The 25,215-nt window shown below is 65.1% G+C and carries 13 protein-coding genes; 3 read left to right on the top strand and 10 right to left on the bottom strand.

The window, feature by feature from the left end; all coding sequences use genetic code 11:
* Window positions 1-77: 77 nt before the first annotated feature.
* Window positions 78-587: a hypothetical protein gene (locus tag QYL93_RS20685; protein WP_305745418.1), complete on the bottom strand. Its 510-nt coding sequence runs from the start codon at window positions 585-587 to the stop codon at window positions 78-80.
* A gap of 112 nt (window positions 588-699) precedes the next feature.
* A complete protein-coding gene (locus tag QYL93_RS20680) occupies window positions 700-5,532 on the bottom strand; it encodes a hypothetical protein (RefSeq protein WP_305745417.1) in 4,833 nt (1,610 codons plus the stop codon).
* Between the two features lie 240 nt (window positions 5,533-5,772).
* Here QYL93_RS20680 and QYL93_RS20675 point away from each other — a divergent pair, with 240 nt between their 5' ends.
* Window positions 5,773-6,093 carry a hypothetical protein gene (locus QYL93_RS20675; protein ID WP_305745416.1) on the top strand — a complete coding sequence of 107 codons (321 nt, stop codon included), beginning with the start codon at window positions 5,773-5,775 and terminating at the stop codon, window positions 6,091-6,093.
* Window positions 6,094-6,236: 143 nt separating this feature from the next.
* On the opposite strand, the gene QYL93_RS20670 is transcribed toward QYL93_RS20675, so the two are convergent.
* From QYL93_RS20670 to QYL93_RS20645, 6 genes are all read right to left on the bottom strand, one after another.
* The gene (locus QYL93_RS20670; protein ID WP_305745415.1) at window positions 6,237-6,521 is read right to left on the bottom strand and encodes a hypothetical protein; all 285 of its coding nucleotides are present in this window, start codon (window positions 6,519-6,521) and stop codon (window positions 6,237-6,239) included.
* Window positions 6,522-6,538: 17 nt separating this feature from the next.
* Window positions 6,539-7,795 carry a hypothetical protein gene (locus QYL93_RS20665; RefSeq protein ID WP_305745414.1) on the bottom strand — a complete coding sequence of 419 codons (1,257 nt, stop codon included), beginning with the start codon at window positions 7,793-7,795 and terminating at the stop codon, window positions 6,539-6,541.
* 857 nt (window positions 7,796-8,652) lie between these two features.
* Entirely contained in the window at window positions 8,653-9,624 is a 972-nt protein-coding gene (locus tag QYL93_RS20660) for a hypothetical protein (RefSeq protein WP_305745413.1), read from the bottom strand.
* On the bottom strand, window positions 9,564-12,440 hold the full coding sequence (locus tag QYL93_RS20655) for a JAB domain-containing protein (protein WP_305745412.1): 2,877 nt from the start codon (window positions 12,438-12,440) through the stop codon (window positions 9,564-9,566). The genes QYL93_RS20660 and QYL93_RS20655 overlap by 61 nt, the downstream gene beginning before the upstream one ends.
* 1,178 nt (window positions 12,441-13,618) lie before the next feature.
* Window positions 13,619-17,416, bottom strand: a complete 3,798-nt coding sequence (locus tag QYL93_RS20650; protein WP_305745411.1) for a hypothetical protein — start codon at window positions 17,414-17,416, stop codon at window positions 13,619-13,621.
* A 125-nt stretch (window positions 17,417-17,541) separates the two neighbouring features.
* Entirely contained in the window at window positions 17,542-18,453 is a 912-nt protein-coding gene (locus tag QYL93_RS20645) for a LysR family transcriptional regulator (RefSeq protein ID WP_305745410.1), read from the bottom strand.
* 210 nt (window positions 18,454-18,663) lie between these two features.
* On the opposite strand from QYL93_RS20645, the gene QYL93_RS20640 reads away from it, so the two are divergent.
* Together QYL93_RS20640 and QYL93_RS20635 are read left to right on the top strand one after the other, a co-directional pair.
* A complete protein-coding gene (locus QYL93_RS20640) occupies window positions 18,664-19,635 on the top strand; it encodes a tripartite tricarboxylate transporter substrate binding protein (RefSeq protein ID WP_305745436.1) in 972 nt (323 codons plus the stop codon).
* A 2-nt stretch (window positions 19,636-19,637) separates the two neighbouring features.
* Window positions 19,638-21,224: an amidase gene (locus tag QYL93_RS20635; protein WP_305745409.1), complete on the top strand. Its 1,587-nt coding sequence runs from the start codon at window positions 19,638-19,640 to the stop codon at window positions 21,222-21,224.
* 42 nt (window positions 21,225-21,266) lie between these two features.
* Here the strand turns inward: QYL93_RS20635 and QYL93_RS20630 are convergent, their stop codons facing one another.
* Both QYL93_RS20630 and QYL93_RS20625 read right to left on the bottom strand, forming a co-directional pair.
* A complete protein-coding gene (locus QYL93_RS20630) occupies window positions 21,267-23,120 on the bottom strand; it encodes a regulator (protein WP_305745408.1) in 1,854 nt (617 codons plus the stop codon).
* Window positions 23,121-23,203: 83 nt separating this feature from the next.
* On the bottom strand, window positions 23,204-25,063 hold the full coding sequence (locus QYL93_RS20625; RefSeq protein WP_305745407.1) for a regulator: 1,860 nt from the start codon (window positions 25,061-25,063) through the stop codon (window positions 23,204-23,206).
* Window positions 25,064-25,215: the final 152 nt, after the last annotated feature.

Here is a 25,215-nt window from a genome sequence, read left to right as displayed (position 1 = left end):
GCCTTGGCTTGGTGCAGGATTGTGAGGTTGCGCAGGCTGCGGGCCGCCCAGCAGCTGCCGCGCCTTGCCTACTTGGTCTACCCGACGAGCAGACCACCATTGCGCCGCAGCACGCGGTCCACGCCGCCTTGGCGCAGGCGCTCCTGCAGCTGTAAGGGGTCGCCTCGGACCATCAGCGTGCCATCGCGCTGCATCTCCATGACTGGTACGGGATGAGACGATCCAGCATTCGCCACATTCGTTGGCGAGCCATGCCGCCCCTCAGTACGAGGAGCACTGGCACCCACTGCGCTGGGGCCGGCCGTGGAGCCGCCAGCCGTCGGCACTTGGGTCGCAGCGGGCGCAAGCTGTGCGGCAGTTCTGGTCCGTGGCAAAGTGGCCGCTACCGATGCGCGCTGAGATCCACGGCCTGCCTGCGTGCCAACCGGGCCAGCCTGTGCAGCGAGTGGGCCGCTGAGCACCTGCTGTGCCAGTGCCGCCTGGTCCACAGGCACCAGGGTCACGCCCGCGAATGGTTCGGCACCGTGCACGCCGCCAGCCTGCAGGTGCGCGAGGATGGTGGCCTGGTCGCCGCCGACGACGAGCATGCCGGAGTCCAGGGCCCCTGGATCGGCACGTCTATGGGGTCGAGGCAGCCTGCCATCGTAAGCAGCAATGGCCGATGGAGTTTGGCGCTCAGCAAAGCCGCTTGGGTTGCGGCTACTGTGCTACCTCACTGGATCGTCTGTCGCGGCTGTAGAAGATCCGTTGGAAAGGCCGCTCACTTCCGAGTCGATCTCGCTGTTCAGCAATTCCAGCCAGTGTGCTGCGACCGCGTTGGAACTCGCCGTTTCGGGGCGATGCAGGTTGATCTGATTGCCGGCCAACCCCATCCACTCCTTCGCTTCGGCCACCTCTTCGCTCTCCCCCTGCGCCCTTGCTTGTGCCCTCGCTGCCTTGATCCCATCGGCCCAAAAGGGCACGCAAGACAGCTCCTCGCGCAACCGTGCGCCAGCCGGCGCTAGACGCTGATACCGCGCCTTCAGCTCGGCTGGCGTCAGCGGATCGAGCCAGTGCTTCTTTGGAGAGGCGGTCTCCGGTGCGGGCGTCGATGAAGTGGCCGGTGTCGAGGTCATAGGTGAGGTTCCTGGCGTCGGGGAGAGCATTGTCCAGAGCGGCTAGGTTCACGTCAATCAGGCGCTGGATGTTGCCCACGCTGTCGCCATAGACCCAGTGCAATGGTGGCACGCCCAGCCTGGCATCGCCGGCCACTTGCCGTGGGTGCGGTGCAAGGTGGTCTGTGGTGCCGAACTTCAGTGCGCTGGCGAGCATTTGTTCTGAGCGTCTGCGTAATGCGATGTCCTTCAGGCCCGAAGGGTCGCCAATGAAGATCCGCCCTGTGTTGTGCGCAAAGGTCGCTGCAATGTTATAGATCACGCCACCCCATTTCCCTTGCTCCAGGCGCGAAACATCCACCCACACATCCGAGCGAGCGCCTACTGGCGGTGACTTCTCTCCAGGGCGCTCGGTGATGTACTGGCCACTGGCGTCGTCCATGCCGAACACTTCATGAGGCGTAGGATCCCGGCTGGTGATTGTCGCCACAGTGCCATCCGGCAGAAACAAGGTGTACTTCGTCTCGCCGGCTAGATCAGTCTTTAGCACTTCAATAGCGGGCGAATGCTCTGCGGCGATATCTGCAACCGTGTCTTTGCGCGACCTTGGCAATGAAAACAGATCCTCTGCGCCGCTAATGCTACTGAGCAGTTGTGCCGTCTCATCCGCAAGCTCTTGCGCAACAGCATCTAGTTCAGGGCGATGTTCAGGGTTCTCTTGCTGGGCCAGGGCAAACGCCAGATCCACAAGGTTCATGGAGTTGAAATCACCCTTGTCCGTTGCCAGCTTGTTCCAGGTCGAGCGCAAGCCACCCCGCACCCGTGCAAGCCAGCCTGCAGCCGTGTTGACAGGCTCCTTGGCCGTAGGTTGGATACGTATTTGCAGCGCTGCCTGCACCGCATACGGGAACAGTGCTTGGGTGGCGCCGCCTGCAGTCGCCTCCTCGTCTGGTCGCGATGCCTGTATCAATCGCAAGGCCTCGTCGTATATCTGGCGCTCTGAGCTGCCTTCGGGTGCATTGGCCCAGGCACCGATGGGCTCGTGCAGTTGCTGCCAGCCCGTCTGGCCCATTGCTGCTTGGCCGCGTCGGTACATCAATTCGTATGCGGCTTTGGCGGCAACTGGGTCGCGTCCGTTGCGAGAGCTTGCCCAGCGTGCATCTGGCAAAAGCACCGGCGCACCCGTGCGGGCCTTGAGCACGGCGCCCACAACGAACGCCTCGGCCTGTGTCAGCGTCATGCCGCGCAGTCGCCGGGCTACCCCGGGCATGCCCCAATGGTGTGCCAAGTCGGCCATCCAGGCAATCGTGCGGCGCACCCAGTCCGCCATTTCCCGGGTGCCGACGCCACCACGCTCATGGTGAATTTCTTCAGCCATGTCCGCGAGGGCCTCTTCCACGGCCAGCGCATGCCAATTATTGATGGGCATGGAGCTACGGCGGCTGTGACCATCCTCCGAATTTTTCCAGCGTGCCGCGTATTTGCGCACCAGTGGATCTGCCAGTAGATGCAGCATGGTTTGGCGGTATTCTTGCAACGTGACCGACTGACTGAGGCCCAGATGAAAAAGTTCGTGGAATACGACCCTGAACCCCTCAACCTCATCCCTGATTCCCTCAAGGAAAAGGTAGAGCCTCCCCTCACTTACCCCGCCACTTGGCATGCTCTCAGGCGCGACAAGACCAGCAGCAGTTGGGTTCTGCACGATCACTGGTGTAACGGTCCCACGCATGTCCAAACCCTGAAGCACCTTGTCCACAATGTCCTGCGCTTGCTGGGCCGTTATGCCCGGCCTTGGCGCAACAGGAGCTGAAGGCTCGTCGAACTTGCTGGCATATGCCGGGTTCTCCCGCTGCGCCACCGCGAACGCCAGGTCCACCAAGTCCTGGCTGTCGAAAAGCTCAGGCTTGTTCGTGAGCCTGTCCCATGCCCCATGCATGGCGGCCCGCACCCTCGCCAGCCAGCCCTGCACCGAGTTGGCCGGCATCAGTGCGGTAGGCTGTACGCCCAGCTCCATCGCCACTTGCACTGCGTAGGGGAATAGTTCTTCGCTGCTGTAGGTGTCTGGCGCTGCGCTGTCTGGCCGCGAAGCCTGCACGCGTGCCATGGCCTCGTCGTAGACCCGCCGCTCCAGGCTCCCCTCGGGCCTGTTCGCCCAACTGCCGATCACTTCGTGCAGGTGCCTCCACCCCGCTTCGCCCAGCACCGCCTTGCCATGTTTGTGCGCCAGCTCGTGCGCGGCCACGGCAATCTCCTGGCCGGCTTCGATGTGGTCGGCGATGAGGAAGACGGTGTCGGTGCTGGGGTCGAAGAACCCCTGGGCCAGACCGATGTCTTGCGAACCCATATCGACTTCGCCGATCAGGGGCTCCCAGTGCGCCTGGATGTCGGCCGAGGTGGCAACGACCACGCGGCCACGGCCCTCTGCCAGCAGGCCCATGCTGTTGGTGAGCTTGGCAACCGCAGCGCGCACCGATTGAACGGTGGCGGGCTTGGAGGGCAGGCCCCTGGCCTGTGAAGCTTGATCTGGTGCGCTGCGGCTGAATTGCTGGCCCGGCAGGGAGGGGCGGGAGGGCCGGGAGGGGCCTGCCCAGGCTGGGGCGCTTGGTGGCTGCTGCAGCAACTGCCGCGCCTTGTGTACCTGGTCAAGCCCGACGACCACGCCGCCCTTGCGCTGTAGCACGCGGTCCACGCCGCCTTGGCGCAGGCGCTCTTGCAACTGTGTGGGATCGCCTCGGACCATCAGCGTGCCGTCGCGCTGCGTCTCCATGCGCATGGAGTGGATCTGCGTGCCATCATTCTTGTCATCAGTTTGAAGGCCGGCCGATGGATCTTGCGCGCTGCGGGTGCTGAACCGTGTCTGCCCGGTGTGCGAAGTTTCCGCGCCAACTGCCCCCGCCTGGTCGATGGCGCGCATCACGAAGCGCTCGGCCTCGTTGTAGCTCATCGCTCGGATCGAAGCGGCCAGAAGCCCCATGCCCATGCGGTCCGCCACGCTGGCCAGCCAGTTGGCCAGCGTTCGGATGCGCATGCCCAGACGGGTGCCCGCCAGCTTCTGGGCACGAAGCTCTTCGGCCACTACGGCCAAACCCTCTTCGATGGCAAGGGCCTCGTATTGGGCTGTCAGCTCGGTTCCGGTGAAGCCCCTCTCACGCAACACGCGCAGTTGATGCGGAGCATCCGGCGCTTTCGCCTTCCATTCAATCGCGTATTGCTGCACCCGTCTGTCGCGCTTTGCCAAGTCCAGCATGGACTGCACATAATCGCGGCTCGGCAATACATTGCGCACTCCCAAATGGAACATTTCATGGAAAAGCGTCTCGGCCACCGCGTCGGCGTTCTGGTGAGCCGAAGCGACGATCACGATCCGGCCCTCTTCTGGCAGCGCCGCTCCCATTACACCTTCCGGCGCCCCGATCCAAGCCTCTTCGCTCCGCCCCACGACGTCGACTGGTGGCGGGTTCCGGAGCCCCGACAAGGCCTGCTGCACAAGCTCCTGCACCTGTTCAGGAGATAGCCCTGGTGCGTGGTTACCGCTGTGCGTACTGAATTTGGATGTGGCATTGCGGGGTGCAGGCTTGGAGATGCTGGCAACTGGCACCTCTACGTTGACCGTCAACAACCTGCGAAGTACACTGGCCACGTCTCCTGAAGTTGCCTTGCCGGATCGCTCCACACCGTCCACGGTGTCGGCCCCGGAATTACCGGACTTCAGGAGGCTTTCTTTTGTGATTGCACTGTGCAGGTACATGCGCTGGCTGTTCGTCGTTGTACGAACCAGCACGGTGACTATGTTCTCCACCCCTGCAATGCTCACCGGCGCGCTGATGAAGTGGCCCGTGGTGTCGCGACTGTGCTGTGCGCTCAGTACGAGAGCACCATGCTCCACCACCTGTCTTGCTGCGGCGAACGCCACCGCCTTGTAAGGATTCATGCGGTGTGCCATTAAGTCGCGCACCGACCGTTCGTCCAGCACCACCTGACCAATTTCTCTGTTCGTGGCTTTGTTGCCGAAGCCTTGGAACAGTCTCACCGCCCAGTCGCGCAGGAGCGGATACCCGTGAGGCGCTTCATTGCCTTTGAGCACAGCCACAGGTGCTCCTTGCAGTATGCGCGCCTGTTCCTGAATTCTGGATTCGCGTTGAGCATCGTCACTTGATGATGCAACTGAGGTGGCTGAGGGCGATTCGAAGGCAACCGAACTGGCGTGGAGGGCATTGATGGGTGGCGATCCTGCAGTATCTGCGCCTTCGCTTATCTGCGCAGGGTGGGGTTGGGGTGCACCCAGCAACTGCCGTGCCTTGTCTACTTGGTCGAGCCCGATGAGCACGCCGCCCTTGCGCCGCAGCATGCGGTCCACGCCGCCTTTGCGCAGGCGCTCCTGCAACTGTGCGGGGTCGCCTTTGACCATCAGCGTGCCGTCGCGCTGCATCTCCATGACTGGCACGGGCTGAAGCGCTCCAGCATTCGCCTGCGATCCATGACCTGTGCGAGGTGCATCGGCGCCCACCGCGCTGAGGCCCGCTGTGAAGTCGCCAGCCGTTGGTTTTCGAGCAGTAGCGGGCGCAAGCTGTGCGGCAGCTCTGGTCCCTGGCAAGGTGACCATTGCCGATGCGCGCTGAGACCCACGGCCTGCCTGCGGGTCAGCCGGTGCAGCGAGTGGGCGGCTGAGCACCTGTTGCGCCAGTACCGCCTGGTCCACGGGCACCAGCGTCACGCCCGCAAACGGCTCGGCACCGCGCACGCCGCCTGCCTGCAGGTGCGCCAGGATGGTGGCCTGATCGCCGCCGACGACGAGCATGCCGGAGTCCAAGGCCTGGACCTGTGCGTCTATGGGGTCGGGGCAGCCTGCTACGTCACTGGATCGTCTGTCGCGGCTGTAGAAGATCCGTTGCAGAGGGCGATCACTTCCGAGTCGATCTCTTTGTTCAGCAATTCCAGCCAGCGTGCCGCGACCGTGTTTGAACTCGCCGTTTCGAGGGGGCGCCACAAGGTCTGAAACAGGCCTGCAAACGGTGTCAAACCGGTCCCAAAAAGCGGATTACGCAGGCATCAAGTGACCTTGCGCTCGACATCAGGCTGTGCCGGTCTGGCGAATGGGGGTTTTGCAGACCATCCTTATAGCTTTCGCAGAAAATTATCTCACCCTTCCTGGTAACTATCTCTCAACCAATCATCAATATTTTCATTCTCTTTAACAACATCACATATAAATAATTTTGCATTCCGAAGCCCCCCCTTCCCAAGAAGATGCATTACGTACATCGCTGCATACACATCCGCTCTTTTTCGAACAAGCTCGCGCAAATCCTCGATATGCAGATTGTACACATCCATGTAATCACGACAGCTCCCTACCTCCTGGGAAACGTCTCTCCCAAGATAATACTTCAGCATCTCCAAATCTTCTTCATCCAACCCCGTCATGGTAACTCCTTTAAAAATCAATAGCGCCTTGCAATAACATTTATTTCTTTGGGCACATTTTTAAAATCACCGACATTGACAAAGCCCAGCAACTCTATTTCAAAAACCCCATACCCCAGTTTCTGCCTGGCTTTACCGAACGATATGTCCCTTATTGCGGACTGCGCCCAATCATCCATTGTGCCAATGTGATCTCTTGCGCAATGTTTGTCGAACTCTTTTCGGAAATTTTTGCGATTATCATCAGTCAAATTTCCCGGAAATCCAACCGGAGGGGCGCCCTTCGTTTCAATGTAATAAGAAATCACTGCCTTCGGCATCGCCTCTGTCACTCCATGGGCGTCGATTACTATGTGCTCTCCTGATTTCTTTTTCCCATTTTTTCCAATAAATAGGATGGGATCGCCATCCTTTATTTCGATGCCGGAAAAAACAACATGCTCTCCGTCCACGAGCATCGTAATGGCGTTACTTGGGTGGTCGTCCGCAATTATCCGAACCTTGAAATCTGTGAGCGGAACCGGACGCGGATTGCCCTCCGAACCCAGCGGGCCTTTCTCCTTCGCCGTCCCCGCACCGTCCTTGCCTGTATCGCGGCTCATCTGGAGGGGACGGGGCGGTGAAGAGGACGAGGGAGAGGAAGGGCTTGCGCTGCCGCCCGCGGACCGTGCCACTTCGCCTTGCCACTGAACCGGGGCAGCCCCTGCGCGTTCTTGCTGCGCAATGCCAAACGCCAGGTCCACCAGATCCTGCCCGTCAAACGCCTGCGGGTTGTTGGTCAGCTTGTTGAGCGCTGTCTGCAGCGATGCGCGCACCCGCGCCAGCCAGCCCTGCACCGAGTTGGCCGGCATCAGCGCCGTAGGCTGCTCGCCCAGCTCCATCGCAACCTGCACGGCATAGGGGAAGAGTTCTTCGCTGCTGTAGCTGGTCTCATCCGCTCCGGCCGGCCGCGAACCCTGCACGCGCGCTGCGGCCTCGTCGTAGACCTCGCGCTCCAAGCTGCCCTCGGGCCTGTTCGCCCAACTGCCAATCACCTCGTGCAGTTGCCTCCACCTTGCTTCGCCCATCACCGCCTTGCCATGCTTGTGCACCAGCTCGTGCGCGGCCACGGCCATCTCCTGGCCGGTTTCTATGTGGTCGGCAATGAGGAAGACGGTCTTGCTGTGGGGGTCATAGAAACCTTGCGCCAAGCCCAAATCCCGCGAGCCCATGTCCACCTTGCCGACCAGCGGCTCCCAGTGCCTCTGGATGTCGGCTGAGGTGGCCACCACCACGCGGCCGAGGCCGTTGGCCAGCAGGCCCAGCTGTTGGTGAGTTTGGCAACTATTGCGTGCTTGATGGGACTATGTATGGTGCCCTGGGAGGGCTCGCTTCTATGTGGCTTATTACCCTGCTGCGAGTCATCTATTTGAAAAAATTCTTGTCTTTAATAAACTTTGATATTAAGATAAGCCTCCAAAGGAGGCTTTTTCTTGTGAAATCATCTTTCCCTCTTCCCAGTTCGTTCCCTGTAGGTACCAAGTTTGAGGAAACCTACAGCGGTGACATTTTTGCTTACATGCCTGACGGTACGTGCGCCAGAGTGACCGACTTGGGTGACTTGGCTCCCTGTATGGCCGTCTCTCGCAATGGAGAAGAAATCTCTGAAGAAAGATTCCGCGCGTCTGCAGCGTTCTATGGTGCTGCGGCCGCTCGCGCTGCGTCCTGAAGTCTGCGTGCCTGCAATCTTGCTTCAAGCTTGGCTGGCGAATTCATTGGCAACACTCTCTCTATTTCGTAGAGGGTGTGAGCCTCAGCAGCCTTCACTGACAACATTGCGGGCACATTGATCTGCACTTCTGCTTTGACCCCGTCAAACTCAAGATTCACCAGCACATCCGCATAACCTGAAGGCAGCACTCCCTTGTGCTCGATGTGAATGCCGATGGCGCTTGTGAGAACTCCAGGAGTGCGGTTCTTGACATTCTCCAGATCGAGATTTCTCTCTAGCAGGCTGAAGAAATACCTCCCGGCCAGCGTTTCCCAAAAATCTTCGACCTCGTAGAACGCGCTACAAGCGACTTTTCTGATGCTGGCAAGGGGTAAGACACCCTCGAATCGAACAAATTTCCGATCCGAAAACAGTATTTCTTCAGCCTGCTAGGACTTGCAGAACAGTCTGGGCATCCGCGTAAGTTCTAACGACAACAGTAGCTCTCAACAGATCCTTGATGCCGGCTACCGATGTCCCATCAAGTACCACCTTCTCGGCGGCGCGCTTGATCCCTTTGACTGGCGCCAATTGCACACCCAAAGCACCCGCCTCGTTGACCACATCACGTACCGCTTGATCGAACGCAGGCTTGGCTTGCTCCGCTCGCTCAAGGTAGGGCTGCAGCTCCAGCGCTGCTTGTGCAAGTGCCTGAGGATCGCTGTTGGCAGTCTCCACGGCCAGTGGCATCAAGCGCTCAATGGTTTCACGTGCGCTGGCCAGTATTTCTGCGGGCACGATGTTTTCAATGGGTGGGGGAACATAGTTGCCGTCTGGAGCGCGAGATGCTCCGCGGCTGAACTGCAGATCGTTGCGCTCATGTGAGATCTCTTCCACAGCTCTGGCTTCGGATTGCGCGCGATACGCTGGGTTCTCGCGTTGCACCACCGCAAACGCCAGGTCCACCAAATCCTGCCCATCAAAAGCCTGTGGATTGCCCGTCAGCTTGCCGAGCACGTCCTTCAGCGATGCCCGCACCCTCGCCAGCCAGCCCTGCACCGAGTTGGCCGGCATCAGCGCCGTAGGCTGCACCCCCAGCTCCATCGCAACCTGCACGGCATAGGGGAAGAGTTCTTCGCTGCTGTAGCTGGTCTCATCCGCTCCGGCCGGCCGCGAAGCCTGCACGCGCGCTGCGGCCTCGTCGTAGACCCGGCGCTCCAGGCTCCCCTCGGGCCTGTTCGCCCAGCTGCCAATCACCTCGTGCAGTTGCCTCCACCTCGCTTTGCCCAGCACCGCCTTGCCATGCTTGTGCACCAGCTCGTGCGCGGCCACAGCCATCTCCTGGCCGGCTTCTATGTGGTCGGAGATGAGGAAGACGGTCTTGCTATTGGGATCGTAGAAACCTTGCGCCAAGCCCGAATCCGGCGAGCCCATGTCCACCTTGCCGACCAGGGGCTCCCAGTGCGCCTGGATGTCGGCCGAGGTGGCCACCACCACACGGCCGAGGCCGTTGGCCAGCAGGCCCATGCTGATGGTGAGCTTGGCCACTGCGGCGCGCACGGACTGCACGGTGGCGGGCTTGGAGGGCAGGCCCCTGGCCTGTGAAGCTTGATCTGGTGCGCTGCGGCTGAATTGCTGGCCCGATAGGGAGGGGCGGGAGGGCCGGGAGGGGCGCCTGCCCAGGCTGGGGCGCTTGACGGCTGCTGCAGCAGGAACTGCCGCGCTTTGCCCACTTGGTCAAGCCCGACGAGCACGCCGCCCTTGCGCCGCAGCGCGCGGTCCACGCCGCCTTGGCGCAGGCGCTCCTGCAACTGTGTGGGATCGCCTCGGACCATCAGCGTGCCGTCGCGCTGCGTGTGCATGCTCACGGCGCTTGGGGAGCTCGACCCAGGTTCGCCCTCGGCGACCCGGCGCCCCCGGGTCAGCGAGAAGCCTTTGCCGCCCGTATGCACGCCCTGCTGGTGCAGTGTGCGCCCTGCATCGGGCAGCGCGTCACGAAGGATGCCCGCAGCCAGTGCATCGCGCACAGGCTTGGACCCTATGTCGCCCGCGTCGCCTACCGCGAAAACGCTGCCCGAGCCTGACTGGCGCATGAAGCGGCGCACGGTGGCCGCCAGGTAGGGATAGTTGCGCGTGAGGATGCTGGCTGGCGCTTCGGAGATCGCGCGCACCTTGCCATCTGCGCCGGTGCCGATGAGCGTGATCCAGCCTGGCCGCTGCATGGACTTGCCCACGATGGCAAGGTCGTCTGGCCCAGCCATCTTTTCGCCCAATACCGCCATGGGCTTGCTGGCCTTGAGCAGCCTGTCCTCGCCGAAGTCTTGGTAGCGCACCATGTCGGCAGGTTCTCTGCCTTGGTTCGCAGCGTCGATCACGGCGTATTTGTTGCTGTTGATGACAACGTGAGCCACGAGACCCGGGACATGCGCCCCCAGCATGCGTGTGAGTCCAACGTCCTCAGGGCTGGGCGTGGGATTGCCCGACGGATGGTTGTGCAGCAGGTAGTAAGAGTCCGCCCCAGTCTTCTGCTTGATGTCGCGCATCTGGTTCACATACTCTTGCTCGCTGACGCCAGCAGGAGCCATGGGCGCTGTGCCAGGCATGCGGGAACTAACGCCGGTGGCATGCACCACCACGCCGTCCTTGACAAAGAAAACCCGGAACGTCTCGAACCGGGGATCGCGATACACCTGGGCCAGCTCGGCCAGGCGTTGCGGGCTGTCTACTTGCTCGCCAAGGAGGGATTGGCTGCCGGAGCGTTCGATTCGCTCGGCGATTCCAAGTCCCACGAGAGCGGCGGTCCTACGTGGTAGGGATGTTCTTCCATCCCGCCGCAGAATCCCCTGGCTGCTCCCTTGGTCGTCGGCTGGCTCCATTCGCCCGGCAAATCCGACTCCCACGAGAGAGGCGGTCCGATGCGGTAAGGGTGCTCCACCACCCCGCCGCAAAGCACCATCGCCGGCCGCTCGGGCGTCGCCTTGAGTGGGTCCGAGTCCATCGTCGGGCTGGGTTGGTTCTTGAACGCGTCCATTGACACTACTGTAGCCGCTGCGGTAGCTCTCTGCAACGAGCTTGCCTTGGCTGGGTGCAGGATTGTGAGGTTGCGCAGGCTGCAGGCTGCCCAGCAACTGCCGCGCCTTGTCCACCTGATCGAGCCCGACAACCACGCCGCCTTTGCGCCGCAGCACGCGGTCCACGCCGCCTTGGCGCAGGCGCTCCTGCAACTGTGCGGGGTCGCCTTTGACCATCAGCGTGCCGTCGCGCTGCATTTCCACGCGCACTGGGGCGGGAGTTGGGTGAGCGTTGGAGAACTCTGGTTGCTGTCCATTGGCACTCTCGGTGTTGTCTCGAAAGTGCGCGCGGTCGTTGCGCCTTGCGGGCATGCGTCCCCCCTCGGCCAACGATTGCCCCAAGTCAGTCACGGCGTCTCGCAGGATGCCTGCCTCGACAGCCCGGCGCACCGGGCTGTTGTTGATATCGCCGGCATCGCCTACCGCAAACACCTGGGCAGACCCCGACATTCGGGAGAATCTGCGGACCGAGGCTGCCAGGTAGGCGGGGCTGCGCGCGAAAATGTTTGAGGGGGCTTCTGCGATGGCCCGAACGCGGCTGTCAGAACCAATGCCAACCAATGTGATCCAGCCCGGCTTTTGCATGGACTTGCCCACCATCGCCAGTGCATCTGATGATTGGATAGTCTCGCCCAGAGCTGCCATCGGCTTGCTTGCCCGAAGCAGCATGTCAGGGCCAAAGTGTTTCAGGTGAACCATCGCTTCGGGCGCCGCCCGTTGCGCTGCATCTTGCGGCGTGACAACCGCGTACTTATTGCTGTTGATGACCACATGCGCGAGCATCCCTGGCACCTGCCGGGCAAGGTGCTCTGTCAGCTCAAGATCCTCGGGGCTTGGGTGCGGATTGCCCGATGGATGGTTGTGCAGAATGTAGTAGCCTTGGGCCCCGGTACGGCGCATGCCCTCGCGGAACTGCGCAAGGTACTGTGCCTCAGTCATGCCCGCAGGCACCATCGGCGTTCTGGCGGGCAGGCGCGCACTCACACCCGTGGCATGCACCACCTTGCCGTCTTTGATGAAGAAAACCCGAAACGTTTCGTACCGGGGATCCCGGTAGACCTGCGCAAGCTCTGCCAGGTGCTCTGGCGAATCTACCCGCTCACCGATAAGGGCCTGGCTGCCGGCAACGGCGATGCGCTCGGCGATTCCAAGTCCCACAAGAGTGGCCCGGGGTGCCGTGAAGTCTCTTTGGTGGGATCCTCCACCGCGAGGTCCGCCAACGGCGCCTTTTGCCAAGTACGCTGTGCCAACGCTGTATCCATCGTCTGGCTGGGCAGGCTCGCGTGCTGACAGGCGGTCCTTGCCGTTCCGTGGGTGGGCTGCGATAGCGCGGTCAGGGTCGGGGGAGCCGCTTCTTGCCCGTCCTGCTCCCAGATCAGGAAGCCGCGCGTCTCGTAGCGCGACTCCCTGTTTTCCCATCCTCCGCAAAATGACAGGGGTGGCAGCATCCGATGAAACGGCATGCGTACGATCCCCGTCACTGGGTCCGGTTGAGGAGCTTGGTACTCGGTCATCGTGCAAAGTGTAGTCGGGATGGTCTTCTTCGGCTGATGCCTGAAGCGCTTCGCCGGCGTCGGCAAAGTTGCGGGGAAAGAAGGCGCCAGCATCCCCTCGTGGTTTCGCCTCCAAGTTGTCCTGCACGTCATCAGACATGCGCCTTTTCGCAACCTGCCCATCGCCGCCATCTGGCACCGAAGAGCCTGGCTCGGATAGCCTGCCGGTCGGTGCAGCGCCCGTTGCAGGGAGGCTTAGCACCTGCTGTGCCAGTGCCGCCTGGTCCACAGGCACCAGGGTCACACCCGCGAATGGTTCGGCACCGCGCACGCCGCCAGCCTGCAGGTGCGCCAAGATGGTGGCCTGGTCGCCGCCGACGACGAGCATGCCGGAGTCCAGGGCCTGGATCTGTGCATCTATGGGCGCGGGGGCTGGGGGCTGGACCGGGCAAGTCGCTGTACGCCTTGAGGTCGGCCTGGGTGGCAATCACCCACGGCCTCGACGCTCTGCCAATAGGTACAAGCTGTTAGAGAGCTTGGTACTTGCGGCGTAGATGGGTTGTACTTTGGCAGACCAAGCAAGCTACCTTCACGGCTGCGGAGAATCGACCTTCTGCCACAGTCCTTCGAAGGGGGGGTCCGGCTCTACCAATCGCCACATCGTCGCGCAGGCCGAACATTGGTACCAACGTTCGACCAGGCCCACATAGGAGTCGGGTTGAGCGACACGTGCAGGGACTAGCGAGGGTTCCCCGTTCAAGACGGTGATAAATTCGTCAAAGTCATCCCAGCCGTCAAAACGACCCACTTGGCGGATTTCGCATTGGCACATTGCATCTTTATTCATCTGAGCTTTCCTCCATCGATTTTCCAAACTTCTTGAGGGCCGCCTTCAATGAGTATCTGGCTGCCGCCTCCAACCCACTGCCCGCCCTGACTTCCTACTTCCCCGGCGTGCACTCTGGTACCTGCAGGAACCTTGATGGTGGTGAAGTCGGTGGCTTGTGAACGAAAGCCGGTTCCGCGCAAGACACCCCATTCGGGCAGCAAGGCGGAGTCAATCCTGGTCTGCAGAGATCCAACTGGTTTGTCCAATGACCAGAAGCCTCCAAACTCCCTCGATTGCCCTGGAGTCCAGGCACGATACAGCACCAGGTCTTCGAGAAGGTCCATGGTCGCATAGCGCCCTCCTGAAAAGGTCGCGGCAACAGAGTCCAGGGTGCTTCCAAGGCTGTCTGGGTGAAGTGCATCGGCACGCAACACCACAAGGCCAGGGACCTGCGTGACGATCCTCTCAAAATTGGCCCCGGCGCTGTTTGCCAAGGTCGCCAAGCTGGTCACTCTGGGCGGGTGGGAGAGAAAATCCTTGGCTTTGGAGTTCTGATCTGGTGCGCTGCGGCTGAACTGCTGGCCCGGCAAGGAGGGCAGTGAGGGCAGGGAGGGGCCTGCCGAGGCCGAGGTGCGTGGCGGCGGCTGCAGCAGCAACTGCCGCGCCTTGCCCACCTGGTCAAGCCCGACGAGCACGCCGCCCTTGCGCCGCAGCACGCGGTCCACGCCGCCTTGGCGCAGGCGCTCCTGCAGCTGTACGGGGTCGCCTCGGACCATCAGCGTGCCGTCGCGCTGCATCTCCATGACGGGCACAGGCTGAGACGCTGCAGCGCTCGCGGGCGAGCCATGCCGCCCCTCCGTGCGAGGTGCACTGGCACCCACTGCGCTGGGGCCGGCTGTGGTGTCGCCAGTCGTTGGCGCTCGGGTCGCAGAGGGCGCAAGCTGTGCTGCAGTGCTGCTCCGGGGCAAGGCGGCTGTTTCGGATGCGCGCTGAGACCCCCGATCCGCCCGCGTGTCAGCCGATGCAGCGAGTGGGCGGCTGAGCACCTGCTGTGCCAGTGCCGCCTGGTCCACGGGCACCAGGGTCACGCCCGCGAATGGCTCCGCACCGCGCACGCCGCCAGCCTGCAGGTGCGCGAGTATGGTGGCCTGGTCGCCGCCGATGACGAGCATGCCGGAGTCCAGGGCCTGGACCTGTGCCTCTATCGGGGCAGGAGTCTGCACCTGGGATGCTGCCGTGTGGTGGGCCGAGCCGTGCTGGGTGGTTGTTGGTGCTGTTTCTGTGGCTGCAGCGCTGGCATCCGCTTCAGCATTCAGCGTGGAAGGCGTTGGGGCTGGAGCTGGGGTGCCGGGTGCATTGGCGGCGGGATCTGTGGCGGTTGCCTGGGTGGCTGTCTCCGCCTGGTCTGCATCGCTGTTGACCTGCCCTTGCGGCAAGGCGTTGGCGCCTTGCTGCGTGCCGCTGCGGTTGCCGTCCGTCGATGCCGGCAAGGGCGTCGCGGGCGCTGCCGATGGGGCGGCAGGGCTTGGTGTGATGGTTGTGGCGGTTGCGGCATCGCGCGCCGGCAGAGCCTCGGCCTGGCGCAGTATCTCGGCCTCCGCCTGGGCTTTTTTTGTGGCGCTGGCTTGTGAATAGCCGGGCAGCAGTGCCGCAGCAGGGGTGGTCGATGGAGAGGGGGGCGGGGGCGCTGCGGGGCCGCTGGCGGTGGGCGCCTCGGGCGCTGTTTGCCCGCGTGCCATGGTCGTTGCGGTTGGCGGGGGCGAGGCGGGTGGGGTGCTTGGCCATGTCGGCTGGTTCTGCACGCGGGGTGCGGCGTTTGCTCCGCGCGTACCGGCCGCGCCGTCCATGGCAAAGCCGGCCGCCATGCCCTGGCCTGCGGCCTCGCCTGCCATGTCGCCGAGTTTCACGTCCTGGCCGGCGCGCGAGAGTTCCAGGCCCTTGGCCACGGCGCCCGATGCTTCTTCGGTCCCTTCGGAGAGCGAGCCGGTCGTGCCGTGCTTGAGCCCTTGCACCGCGATCTCCAGCGCCTGGGTGCCCAGGTTGCCCTGCATCCCGCGGGTCAGTGGTTGGGTGAGGAAGGAGCTGGATTTCACGGCCTCGCGCGCCGCGCCGCCCTTCAGGTGCGATGGCAGGAACACCTTTTCGATGGCATCGCCGCCGGGCACCAGTTTCATCGACAGCACCGATGCCCCGGTGCCCACCAGCAATGCGCGGGTGGTGGCTGCTGCGGCCAGGATGTCGCGTGCCTTGTCCTGGCCATGCTCGCGGGCCAGTTGCTGGAACTCCGGCTCCGCCGCAAAGGCGGACGCGGGCAGGTTGCGCAGTTCTGCATACAGGTCGTTGGCGACCGAGGCCCCTTGCTGCGCGGCCGATGCGCCGACGGCGGTGCCCGATGCCATGGCGGGCGCTGCGTTCTTGAGCGCCACGGCCGATCTCGCTGCCGCTTCGGACCCGGTGGCGATGGTGCGGCCCAGCAGCGCATTGCCCGCAGCGTCGACCGCGCCGCCTGCTGCCCGCCCGAGCAGGCCCCCGGCGAGCATGCCCGGCCCGCTGCGCGCAAGGGTATCGCCCAGCAAGGTGGGGTTTTTCAGTGTCTCCCAGCCGCCCACGGCCAGCTTTTCGCGCCAGCCCTCGGCCGTGGCGAGCTTCTGTTGCAGGGCCTGCGCCTGGGCTTGCAAGGCGGGCGATTTTTCGTCTTGCAGCACCTCTTGCGTGCCGCGGATGGCGTTCAGGTAGCTTGTGTCGTAGTCGCCCGTGGCTGCGCTGTAGGCCACGCCCGGAAGCGATGCCACGTCGAGCAGGCCCTGGGCGACGGATTTTGTGGTGTCTGAGAATGCCTCGCCCCAACTGCGCTGCGTCAGGGATGCAGGCTCGACCGCCACCGCAGGCACGGCGCTTGGCCGCGCGGAAGGGGCCTGCGCCCTGTCGTTGCCACCCGTGCGTGGGGCCGCGCCCGCAGCGGGCTGCGCCTTCGCGCGGCTTTCTGCACGGCCATCGAGCAGGGCCGCCGTCGGCGATGCGGCCAGAACCCCCTTGTCCGCCTGGGCGTACTGTGCCGCCCGCTCGCGTGCCAGCTGGCCCTGCCAGCCGGGCATGGATTGCATGCGCTGGCGTTCCCCGGGGCTGGCCGCGTCCCAGGCGTTGCCCAAGGCTTGGCGCACCTCGGGCCGCGCCGGGGCAAAGCTGGCTGTATCGATGCTGCTGCCCGGCTGGCTCCTGGCCGCGTCCACCAAAGGCTTCTGCGCTGAGTGGGCCTGGCGGTACACCAGGCTGCGCGGATCGTCGGCGGCGCCCAGCCTGCCGTCTGGCGGGGCAGGGGGCTGGTCTGGCCTTGTGGCTTGCGATGGCGGCGCCCCTGGCACGGGCGCGTCTGCCTGGGGCCGCGCGGGCCGGGGCCGTGCCGAGGGGGCCGGCGTCGGTGCAGGCCCCGGGGCGGGCACCTGCGCATCGGCCAGGGCCGGGGGCGAGAGGGGTGCAGCGGCCGGTGCCGCCAAGGCATCGCCAGCGTTGCCCTCTTCTTCCCAGCGGTAGGAGGCCAGGGCCTGGGCGTAGTCGCCATCGAAGACCTGCAGGCGCGAGCGCAGCGAGGCTGCGGTGTCAAAAATGGAATCGACCGAGCCGCCGTGGCCCAGCGCGCGCAGCACGTCGGCGTCCACCCCGTATTCGAGGGCGGCAGCATCCAGGGCTGCGTCGAGCGGTAGGGGGACGGGCGGGTCCGCAGGCCACGCGGACAATGGTGTGCCGTCGTTGTTGTCGTCGAGGGTGAAAGCGCCCCAGGCCTCGTCTTGCGAGGCCAGTTCGTACAGGTTCATGGAAAGGGCTCCGCGCGGAGGTTGGTGGTACGAGACCACTCTGGCGCGCGGTTCAGCCGCTGGGGAGTGCCGGCATATATGCAGCAGGGCGGGGGGCCAACCCCCACCCGCCCGCCTGCCCGCCGCTACCCGGCCTTGATGTGCTCGGTGAGGAACTGCACAAACGCCTTGCCCGCGGCCGGCAGGGCGCGGCCGGCCAGGGTTTGCACCTCCAGGTAGCGCTCGTTCATCTCGCGGTCGCGCAGGGCAATGGCCACCAGGTCCAGCGACTGCAGGCGGGTGCGCACCGAAAGCTCGCCGTAGAAGGCAATCGCCTCGGGCGCTGTGGCGGCGTAGCTCACCAGCGAGTCGGCGTGGTTGCTGGTGATGGCGGTGGCGTACTGCAGGCCCTGGCGGCTGCAGCTGGTGTCCAGCAGCTGGCGGATGGAGCTGACCGGCGTGGGCAGGGCCAGCGGGTAGGCCACCACCTGGCTGAGCGATAGCTGGCGCTGCGCGGCCAGCGGGTGGCGGCGCGACATGACGGCCAGCACCGGGCAAGGGTGGCGCAGCTCGAGCTTGATGCCGGGCTCGGGCAGGCCGCTCAGGGTGATGCCGATGTCGGCCTCGCCGTCGCGGATGCGGCCCGGCACGTCGCCCTGGGCGCACATCTCCAGGTGAAAGCGAATGCCTTCATACGTTTCGCCGAAGCGCGCGATCAGCGTGGGCAGCAGGTCGTAGGCAAAGCCGGCCGCGCTGGCCACGCGCACAAAGCCTTTGCGCAGGCCCCGCAGGGCGGATATGTCGCTCAGCACGCGCTCGTTGTCTTGCTGCACGCGCTTGGCGTGCGCGGCCAGCAGCTCGCCTGCCGCATTGGGCACCATGCCGCGCGCCTGGCGCTCGAAGAGCAGGGTGTCCATCTCGCGCTCCAGGCGCGCCACCTGCCGGCTCACGGCCGAGGGCGCCACGTTCAGGCGCAGGGCGGCGTCTTTCACCGAGCCTGCGCGCACCACCTCCAGAAAGTAGCGGACGGCGGTCTCTTGCAGGATGTGGCTGGCCATGGAGTGCTCCGTGTCGATTGCCGTTTTGGCATTCCACAATTCTAAAGATTGCGCTTGTAGCATTCAATACCGGCTCCTACCATGGCTGCATGGCGTGGATGTGACGCTGACGACCAACCGACCTCTCTTTCAGGAATGCTGTTCATGAAAACACCGATGCCGCAGTCTGCCACCCGATCCAACCCTGAGCGCGCCCACCGCCTGCACGCCATGCTGTTCGCCGGCCTGGCCAGCGTGGCCGCGCTGGCTGCGTTCAGTGCCCCCGCGAAGGCGGCCGAGACCGCATTCCCCACCAAGCCCATCACGCTGGTGATCCCCTTCCCGCCGGGCGGCGCCACCGACGTGCTGGGCCGCGTGATCGCGCTGCGCATGGGGCAGGCGCTGGGCCAGCCCATCGTGATCGAGAACCGCGCGGGCGCGGGCACCATCATCGGCGCCAGCTACGTGAGCAAGGCGCCGGCAGACGGGTACACGCTGCTCATGAGCTCGGGCACCACCTTCACGGTGAACCCGGCCATCCGCAGCAACCTGCCGTACGACCCGGTCAAGGGCTTCGAGCCCATCGGCATCTCGGGCCGCACGGGCTTGATCCTGCTGGCCAACCAGGAGGTGCCGGTGCAAAGCGTCAAGCAGTTCGTCGACTACGTGAAGGCGGCGCCGGGCAAGTATTCGTACGGCTCGTTCGGCAGCGGCACTACGGCGCACTTCGCGGGTGAGACCATCTTGCAGGCCACGGGGCTGAAGATGGCGCACATCCCCTACAAGGGCAGCGCCCCGGCCATGACGGACCTGATGGGCGGGCAGGTGCCCTTCACCGTGGACACGGTGAGCGCCGCCATCCCGCAGCTCAAGACCGGCAAGATCAAAGCCATTGCCGTCACCACCGCCAAGCGCTCGCCGCTGCTGCCCAATGTGCCTACGCTGGCCGAGGCCGGCTACCCCGACATCAACCTGGACACCTGGCTGGTGGTGGCCGCACCCAGGGGCCTGCCACCCGAGGTGCGCGCCAAGCTGGAGAAGGCGCTGGCCACCACCGTGGCCGACCCCGAGACCAAGGCCAAGCTGACTGCCCAGGGCATGGAGCCTGCGTTCAGCAGCGGCGCTGCGGCCAGCGAGCTGATCCAGCGCGAGCTGCCGACGATGCGCGCCGTGGCCGCACGTTCCAACATCACCGCCGACTGACCATGCCCGATACCGCCTCGTCCACCTTCGTTCAACCCGACCGCCCCGACACCGCCAGCCGCCCCGGCGATGCGCTGGTGGAGCAATCCGCCGTGGCGCTGCGCCGGCTCATCGGGCGCAAGGAGATATCGCCGGTCGAGCTGCTCGATGCCTGCATCGACCGCATCGAGCGCATCAACCCCTTCGTGAATGCCGTCACCGCCACCTGCTTCGACCGCGCCCGCACCGAGGCGCGCGCGGCCGAGCAGGCCGTGGTGGATGGCACTGCGCCCCTGGGCCTGCTGCACGGCCTGCCGTTGGGCGTGAAGGACCTGGAGCCCACCGAGGGCCTGCTCACCACCTGGGGCTCGGCCATCTACCGCGACCATGTGCCCACGCAGGACATCGAGCTCGTGGCGCGCCTGCGCCGGGCCGGCGCCATCGTGGCCGGCAAGACCAATGTGCCCGAGCTGGGTGCGGGCGCCAATTCGCGCAACACGGTGTGGGGCGCCACGGGCAACCCGTTCAACCCCAACCTCAACGCCGGGGGCTCCTCGGGCGGCTCGGCCGCAGCGCTGGCCTGCGATCTGCTGCCGGTGTGTACTGGGTCGGACACGGGGGGCTCGCTGCGCATCCCCGCGGCCAAGTGCGGGGTGGTGGGTTTTCGCCCCTCGCCGGGCGTGGTGCCCAGCGTGCGCAAGCCGCTGGGGTGGACACCCATCTCGGTGGTCGGCCCCATGGGCCGCACGGTGGAAGATGCGTGCCTGCAGCTGGCCGCGTCGGCCGGCATGCACGCGGGCGACCCGCTGAGCTACCCGCTCGATGCGATGGGCTTCCTCACCCCGCCCGAGGTGGACCTGGGCCGCCTGCGCGTGGCGTACACCGAGGACTTTGGCACCTGCGCGGTGGACGAGGGCATACGCGCCAGCTTCCGCGCCAAGATCGCGGCCATGCGGCACCTGTTCCGCAGTTGCGATGAGGTGAAGTTTGACCTGGGCGACACCCACCGCTGCTTCGACGTGCTGCGCGCCGAGGCCTTTGTCGCAGGCATGCAGGCCGCCTACGACCGCGACCCCGACAGCCTGGGCCCCAACACCCGCGCCAACTACGAAATGGGCAAGCGCATGAGCCTGCTCGACAGCGCCTGGGCCCAGGCCGAGCAGACGCGCATCATTCAGGCCACGCAGCGCACCTTTGCGGATTACGACCTGATCCTGTCGCCCACCACGCCCGTCTCGCCATTTGCGTGGACGCAGCTGTACGCCGACACCATCAACGGCGAGCAGCAGGCGACCTACTACCGCTGGCTGAGCCTGACCTACGTGGTCACGCTGATGACGCACCCGGCCCTGTCGCTGCCCTGCGGCGTGGACCACCGGGGCATGCCGTTCGGCCTACAGATCGTGGGCGGGTTTCGGCAGGACCACCAGGTGCTGGGGGCATCGCTGGCGATGGAGCGGGCGTTTGCCACGCGGCCCGAGTTGCGCCGGCCCCGGCCGGATCTGGCGGCGCTGCGGCGAGCGGTGCCGAATTTGCGCTCCATCGTGACTACGCCGCCGGTGCTGGGTGCGAAGGAGCAGGGGGCCGCTGCGGCCGTGTCGGTTGTGTGAGCCACAGAGGCGGCGCGCCGGCACCGCTGCCCAACCCATTACCTAGTAAGCCGCCCCGACCTTGGCCCGCGTGCGCAACTGCCCCTTGCGGCCGCCCAGGGTGTAGAGAACCGTCACGCCCACCTCGTCGTCCGGGCGCACGGCCACGGGGCAGCCTTCGGCGACGTCGCTCAGCACCGTCTCCAGCTTCATACCGGCCGGCATCGCCTGGCCCGGTTGGAGGAAGCGCTGCGTGACCCAGTCCGTCTCGGTGATGAGGCGCTCGCTCGCATACTGGCCCAGGCCACGGATGGGGAACTCCATGCTCGTGCCGCTGGTGTTCTGCACCCGCACGCTGGTGGCGACCAGCCCTTTGGGCAGGCCGTTCGCGCCGCCGCGAATGGCAAAGGGCACCAGGAAGTAGCTGCACGGGCTGGGGATCCGGTCCGTGAAGGCGACGCCGGGCATGAGGTTGAGGTAGGGCGCGGCCTGCAGCTGCAGGCCGCTTTTCATGCCTTCCTCCTGACGCGCCTCGCTCAGCCAGCGGTCCAGCGGGCCCAGGTCGAGCAGCCTGCCCTCGCTGATGGGGCCCAGGTACAGCAGGTGCGGCGTGCCGTGGGCGTTGACGCCCAGCCTGTGCCCGCCCGGGTACTGGCGCAGGTAGAGCTGGCTATTGCCTGGATCGGGATCACTGGATGCCTGGGCCTGGAAGGTGCCGGGCATGGCCTTTTCGGCCCAGTCCAGCACCTGGCCTGCATCGCTGGCCGCGCCCAGGCCCTTGACGGCCAGGGGGGCGAACGAGCCCGGGAAGCGGCAAATCGCGGGCTCGTCATAGGGACCCCAGGAGGTGGGGTGCTCCGGGTAGGTACCGCCCGTTGAGCCACAGACACCGTTGCTCCAGCCCGCGCCCTGGCCCCAGCACTGCACGTAGCCACCCTGCAAGGCCACGCAAGCGGCCGTCTGCCCGGCGCTGATGGCGGTGGCGGTGGTGATGCCGGTGACCAGGCCCGTAGCCGCACCGCCCAGTGCCGTGCCCAACTGGCCGACGGCGTTGATGCCCCAGCACTTCACGGTGCCGTTGACCAGCAGGGCGCAGCTGAAACCATTGCCCACGGCGACGGCCTTGGCTGCGGCGCCCAGGGTCGTCACTTCGACCGGGCTGCGCAGGATGTCGCTGCCGGCCGGTATGCCCAGTTGACCATAGCGGTTCTGCCCCCAGCACGACACCTTGCCCCCGGCGCGCAGCACGCAGGCATGGCCGTCGAAGAGTGCGACCTCGCGTGCATCGGTAATGCCGGGCACGGTGCGTGCCACACGGGGCTCATCCAGGCCGCCGGAGAGTTCGCTGCCCAGGCCGACGCAGGCGACCTTGCCGTCCCACTGCACCACGCAGGTGGCACCCTGGCCCGCCGCGAGGTGCACGGCCTTGGACAGCCCCTCCACCGCGATGGGAGCCGCCGATCTGGCTGCACTGCCAGCGCCCAGTTGCCCCCGGCTGCCGTCACCCCAGCAGTAGGCCTGGGAGTCGAGCAGGGCGCAGGCATGCGTCAGGCCCACGGCCAGTTGCGTGAAGCGCCACATGCCTCCCACGCCCAGGCCGGCGGTGGTGGGGGCATTGGTGCCCAGCTGCGAAAGTTCGTTGTTGCCCCAGCAGCGCACGATGCCGCCCGCCAGCAGGGCGCAGCTGAAACCGCGCCCCGCCCGCACGTCCAGCACCGTGGCGGGCGCCTGGTCCTGCACGGGCACGCTGCCCCAGCAACTGGCCTGGTGGGTATCGGCCACCGAGCAGCCGTGGGTGTAACCCATGCTCACAGTGGTGGCCATGGAGGCTGATGGTGTGAAGGCGGTGGTCAGCAACAGGGCAGCGGTGGCAAACAGCTTCTGCAGAAGCTGTAGGGCGTGGAATCTGCGGTTCATGGGAGGTCCTTCAGGGATGTCACCGGGCCAATGGGTATGCTGGTGGGCAGCAAGGGGCGGGTTGCTTTTTGCACGGAGCCGTGCTACACGGTTGGGCTCGGGATGACCTTGACCCGGGTGCGCAATTGCCCTTTTCTGTTGCCGAGGGTGTAGAAAACGACCACATCCACGGTCTGGCCCAAAAGGTCAAACTTCGGGCAAGCATCCGTGCGACCGTACAGCACCGGTTCTTCTTTCATCCCGGGAGGAATGGGCTCGCCCTCCCGCCGCATGCGTTGGGAAATCCAGTCGGTTTCGGAAGTCAGCACCGTCATGCGGTAGCGTTCCTGGACGGGGAATTCCATGGAGCCTGCGTCGCTTTCCACACGCACCGAGGTGGTTTTCAAGTCCAATGGCAAACCGTTCATGCCACCCCGAATGGCGTGGGGAAGTACAAACCCATTGCATACATTGCCAAAGCTGATCTGGTGAATGATCGGCATCGCCTGCAGTTGCAGGCCACTCTTGTGGCCCTCGTCCTGGGTCGCTTTGCGCAGCCATTGGTACAAGGGCCCCAGGTCGGCCACTTGCCCTGCGGTCAGGGGGCCGCTGTAGATGAGGTGCGGGGTCCCATGGCCGTTGATGGCCAACTGGTGGCCGCCTGGATACTCGCGCAGGTAGAAATTGTCGATGTGGTCTGGCACGGTGGCCGTTGTCTGCGCAGTGAAGGTCTGCGGCATGGTTTTCTCGGCCCATTCCAGCACCTGGGCCGCATCGCGCGCCGGGCCCAGGCCCTGGACCGCCATGGGCGCGGCAGAGCCCGGCACGCGGCAGATGGGGAGGTCGGGGTAGGGGCCGTAGGAGGCGGGAACACCCGGGTACAGCCCGCCTGGCACGCGACAGTAGGCGCTGCTCCAGCCGGCGCCTTCGCCCCAGCACTGCACATAGCCGCCTTCGAGCGCTGCACAGGCGGCGGTTTTCCCCGCGCTGATGGCTGTGGCATCGGTGATGCCGATGACCAGGCCGGTGGCCGGGGTGGCGGTGTCGGGGCCCAGGCCGGTGCCCAACTGGCCATTGAAATGGGTGCCCCAGCATTTGACGGTGCCGTTGACGAGCAGGGCGCAGGTGTAGCCATTGCCTGCGGCCACGGATTTGGCCGCAGCGCCCAGGCCCGGGACCTCGACCGGGGTCGTGAGCGGGCCGCTGCCTGCGGGTATGCCCAGCTCTCCATGGCGGTTGTTGCCCCAGCAGGAGACCTGACCTGCCACACGCAGCACGCAGGCGTGGCCGTCGAAGATCGATACCTCCAGTGCGTCGGTGATGCCTGGCACCGTTCGCGGCGTGCGCGGTTCCACGTCAGCGCCCGCCAAGCCGCTGCCCGCGCCGACGCAGACGACGCTCCGGTCCGATCGCACCATGCACGTGGCACCATTGCCCGCCGCAATATGCGAGATGCCCCTCAAGCCCGCCAGCACAGTGGCCTTGGCCACCGTGGTTCGGGCGGGCTCGCCCATCTGGCTCTGGCTGGCGTCGCCCCAGCAATACGGTGCGCCGTAAGACAGCGCGCAGGCGTGCCGCGCCCCCACAGCGATCTGCTGCGCCTGCTCAGGCCCGCGCGCCCATTGGCCTTCAGGGTTGGTGGCCGATTCGCCCAGCTGGGAGAAGTCATTGTTGCCCCAGCACTTGACGATGCCGTTCAGCCGCGCGCAGCTGAAGTCGCGGCCCACCTGCACGTCCCTCACTGGAATGGTGCCCAGGGTAGGCAACGCCACGCTGCCCCAGCAGGTCACCTGGTTGGTATCGGCCACCGAACAGCCGTGCCCGTAGCCCATGCTCACGGTGGTGGCCGTTGCCGCCGGTGACATGAGGAAGAAAGCAGCAGGCAGTGCCAGCGCCGCCATGGCAGTGGCCTTGCGCAAAAGCCGCAATGCAAAAAAGAACGGGTTGCTTGTGTAGTAGTTCATGGTCCTCATCCTCCCGGGACTGTCGAAGGCCATTCTAGGAACGCGGGGGCTGCCGCGCATGTGGCCGCAGTCACAGGCACGATGTAACGAAACGTGGTGCGAGCAGGCCACGGCAGGGGCGTGACGCGGTAATGTCCCGCTCTAGAATCCCC

It is taken from the genome of Acidovorax sp. A1169 (assembly GCF_030704685.1).
Lineage (GTDB): Bacteria > Pseudomonadota > Gammaproteobacteria > Burkholderiales > Burkholderiaceae_C > Acidovorax.
Note: the sequence above shows the minus strand (reverse complement) of the source record. Positions and strands in the feature narration are given on the sequence as shown.

What these genes read in the sequence shown, in the direction of transcription:
- QYL93_RS20650 (WP_305745411.1), bottom strand. Translation starts at nt 17,416, where the DNA reads ATGAACCTGTACGAACTGGCCTCGCAAGACGAGGCCTGGGGCGCTTTC.
- QYL93_RS20670 (WP_305745415.1), bottom strand. Translation starts at nt 6,521, where the DNA reads ATGACGGGGTTGGATGAAGAAGATTTGGAGATGCTGAAGTATTATCTT.
- QYL93_RS20645 (WP_305745410.1), bottom strand. Translation starts at nt 18,453, where the DNA reads ATGGCCAGCCACATCCTGCAAGAGACCGCCGTCCGCTACTTTCTGGAG.
- QYL93_RS20685 (WP_305745418.1), bottom strand. Translation starts at nt 587, where the DNA reads ATGCTCGTCGTCGGCGGCGACCAGGCCACCATCCTCGCGCACCTGCAG.
- QYL93_RS20640 (WP_305745436.1), top strand. Translation starts at nt 18,664, where the DNA reads ATGCTGTTCGCCGGCCTGGCCAGCGTGGCCGCGCTGGCTGCGTTCAGT.
- QYL93_RS20625 (WP_305745407.1), bottom strand. Translation starts at nt 25,063, where the DNA reads ATGAACTACTACACAAGCAACCCGTTCTTTTTTGCATTGCGGCTTTTG.
- QYL93_RS20680 (WP_305745417.1), bottom strand. Translation starts at nt 5,532, where the DNA reads ATGGAGATGCAGCGCGACGGCACGCTGATGGTCAAAGGCGACCCCGCA.
- QYL93_RS20630 (WP_305745408.1), bottom strand. Translation starts at nt 23,120, where the DNA reads ATGAACCGCAGATTCCACGCCCTACAGCTTCTGCAGAAGCTGTTTGCC.
- QYL93_RS20635 (WP_305745409.1), top strand. Translation starts at nt 19,638, where the DNA reads ATGCCCGATACCGCCTCGTCCACCTTCGTTCAACCCGACCGCCCCGAC.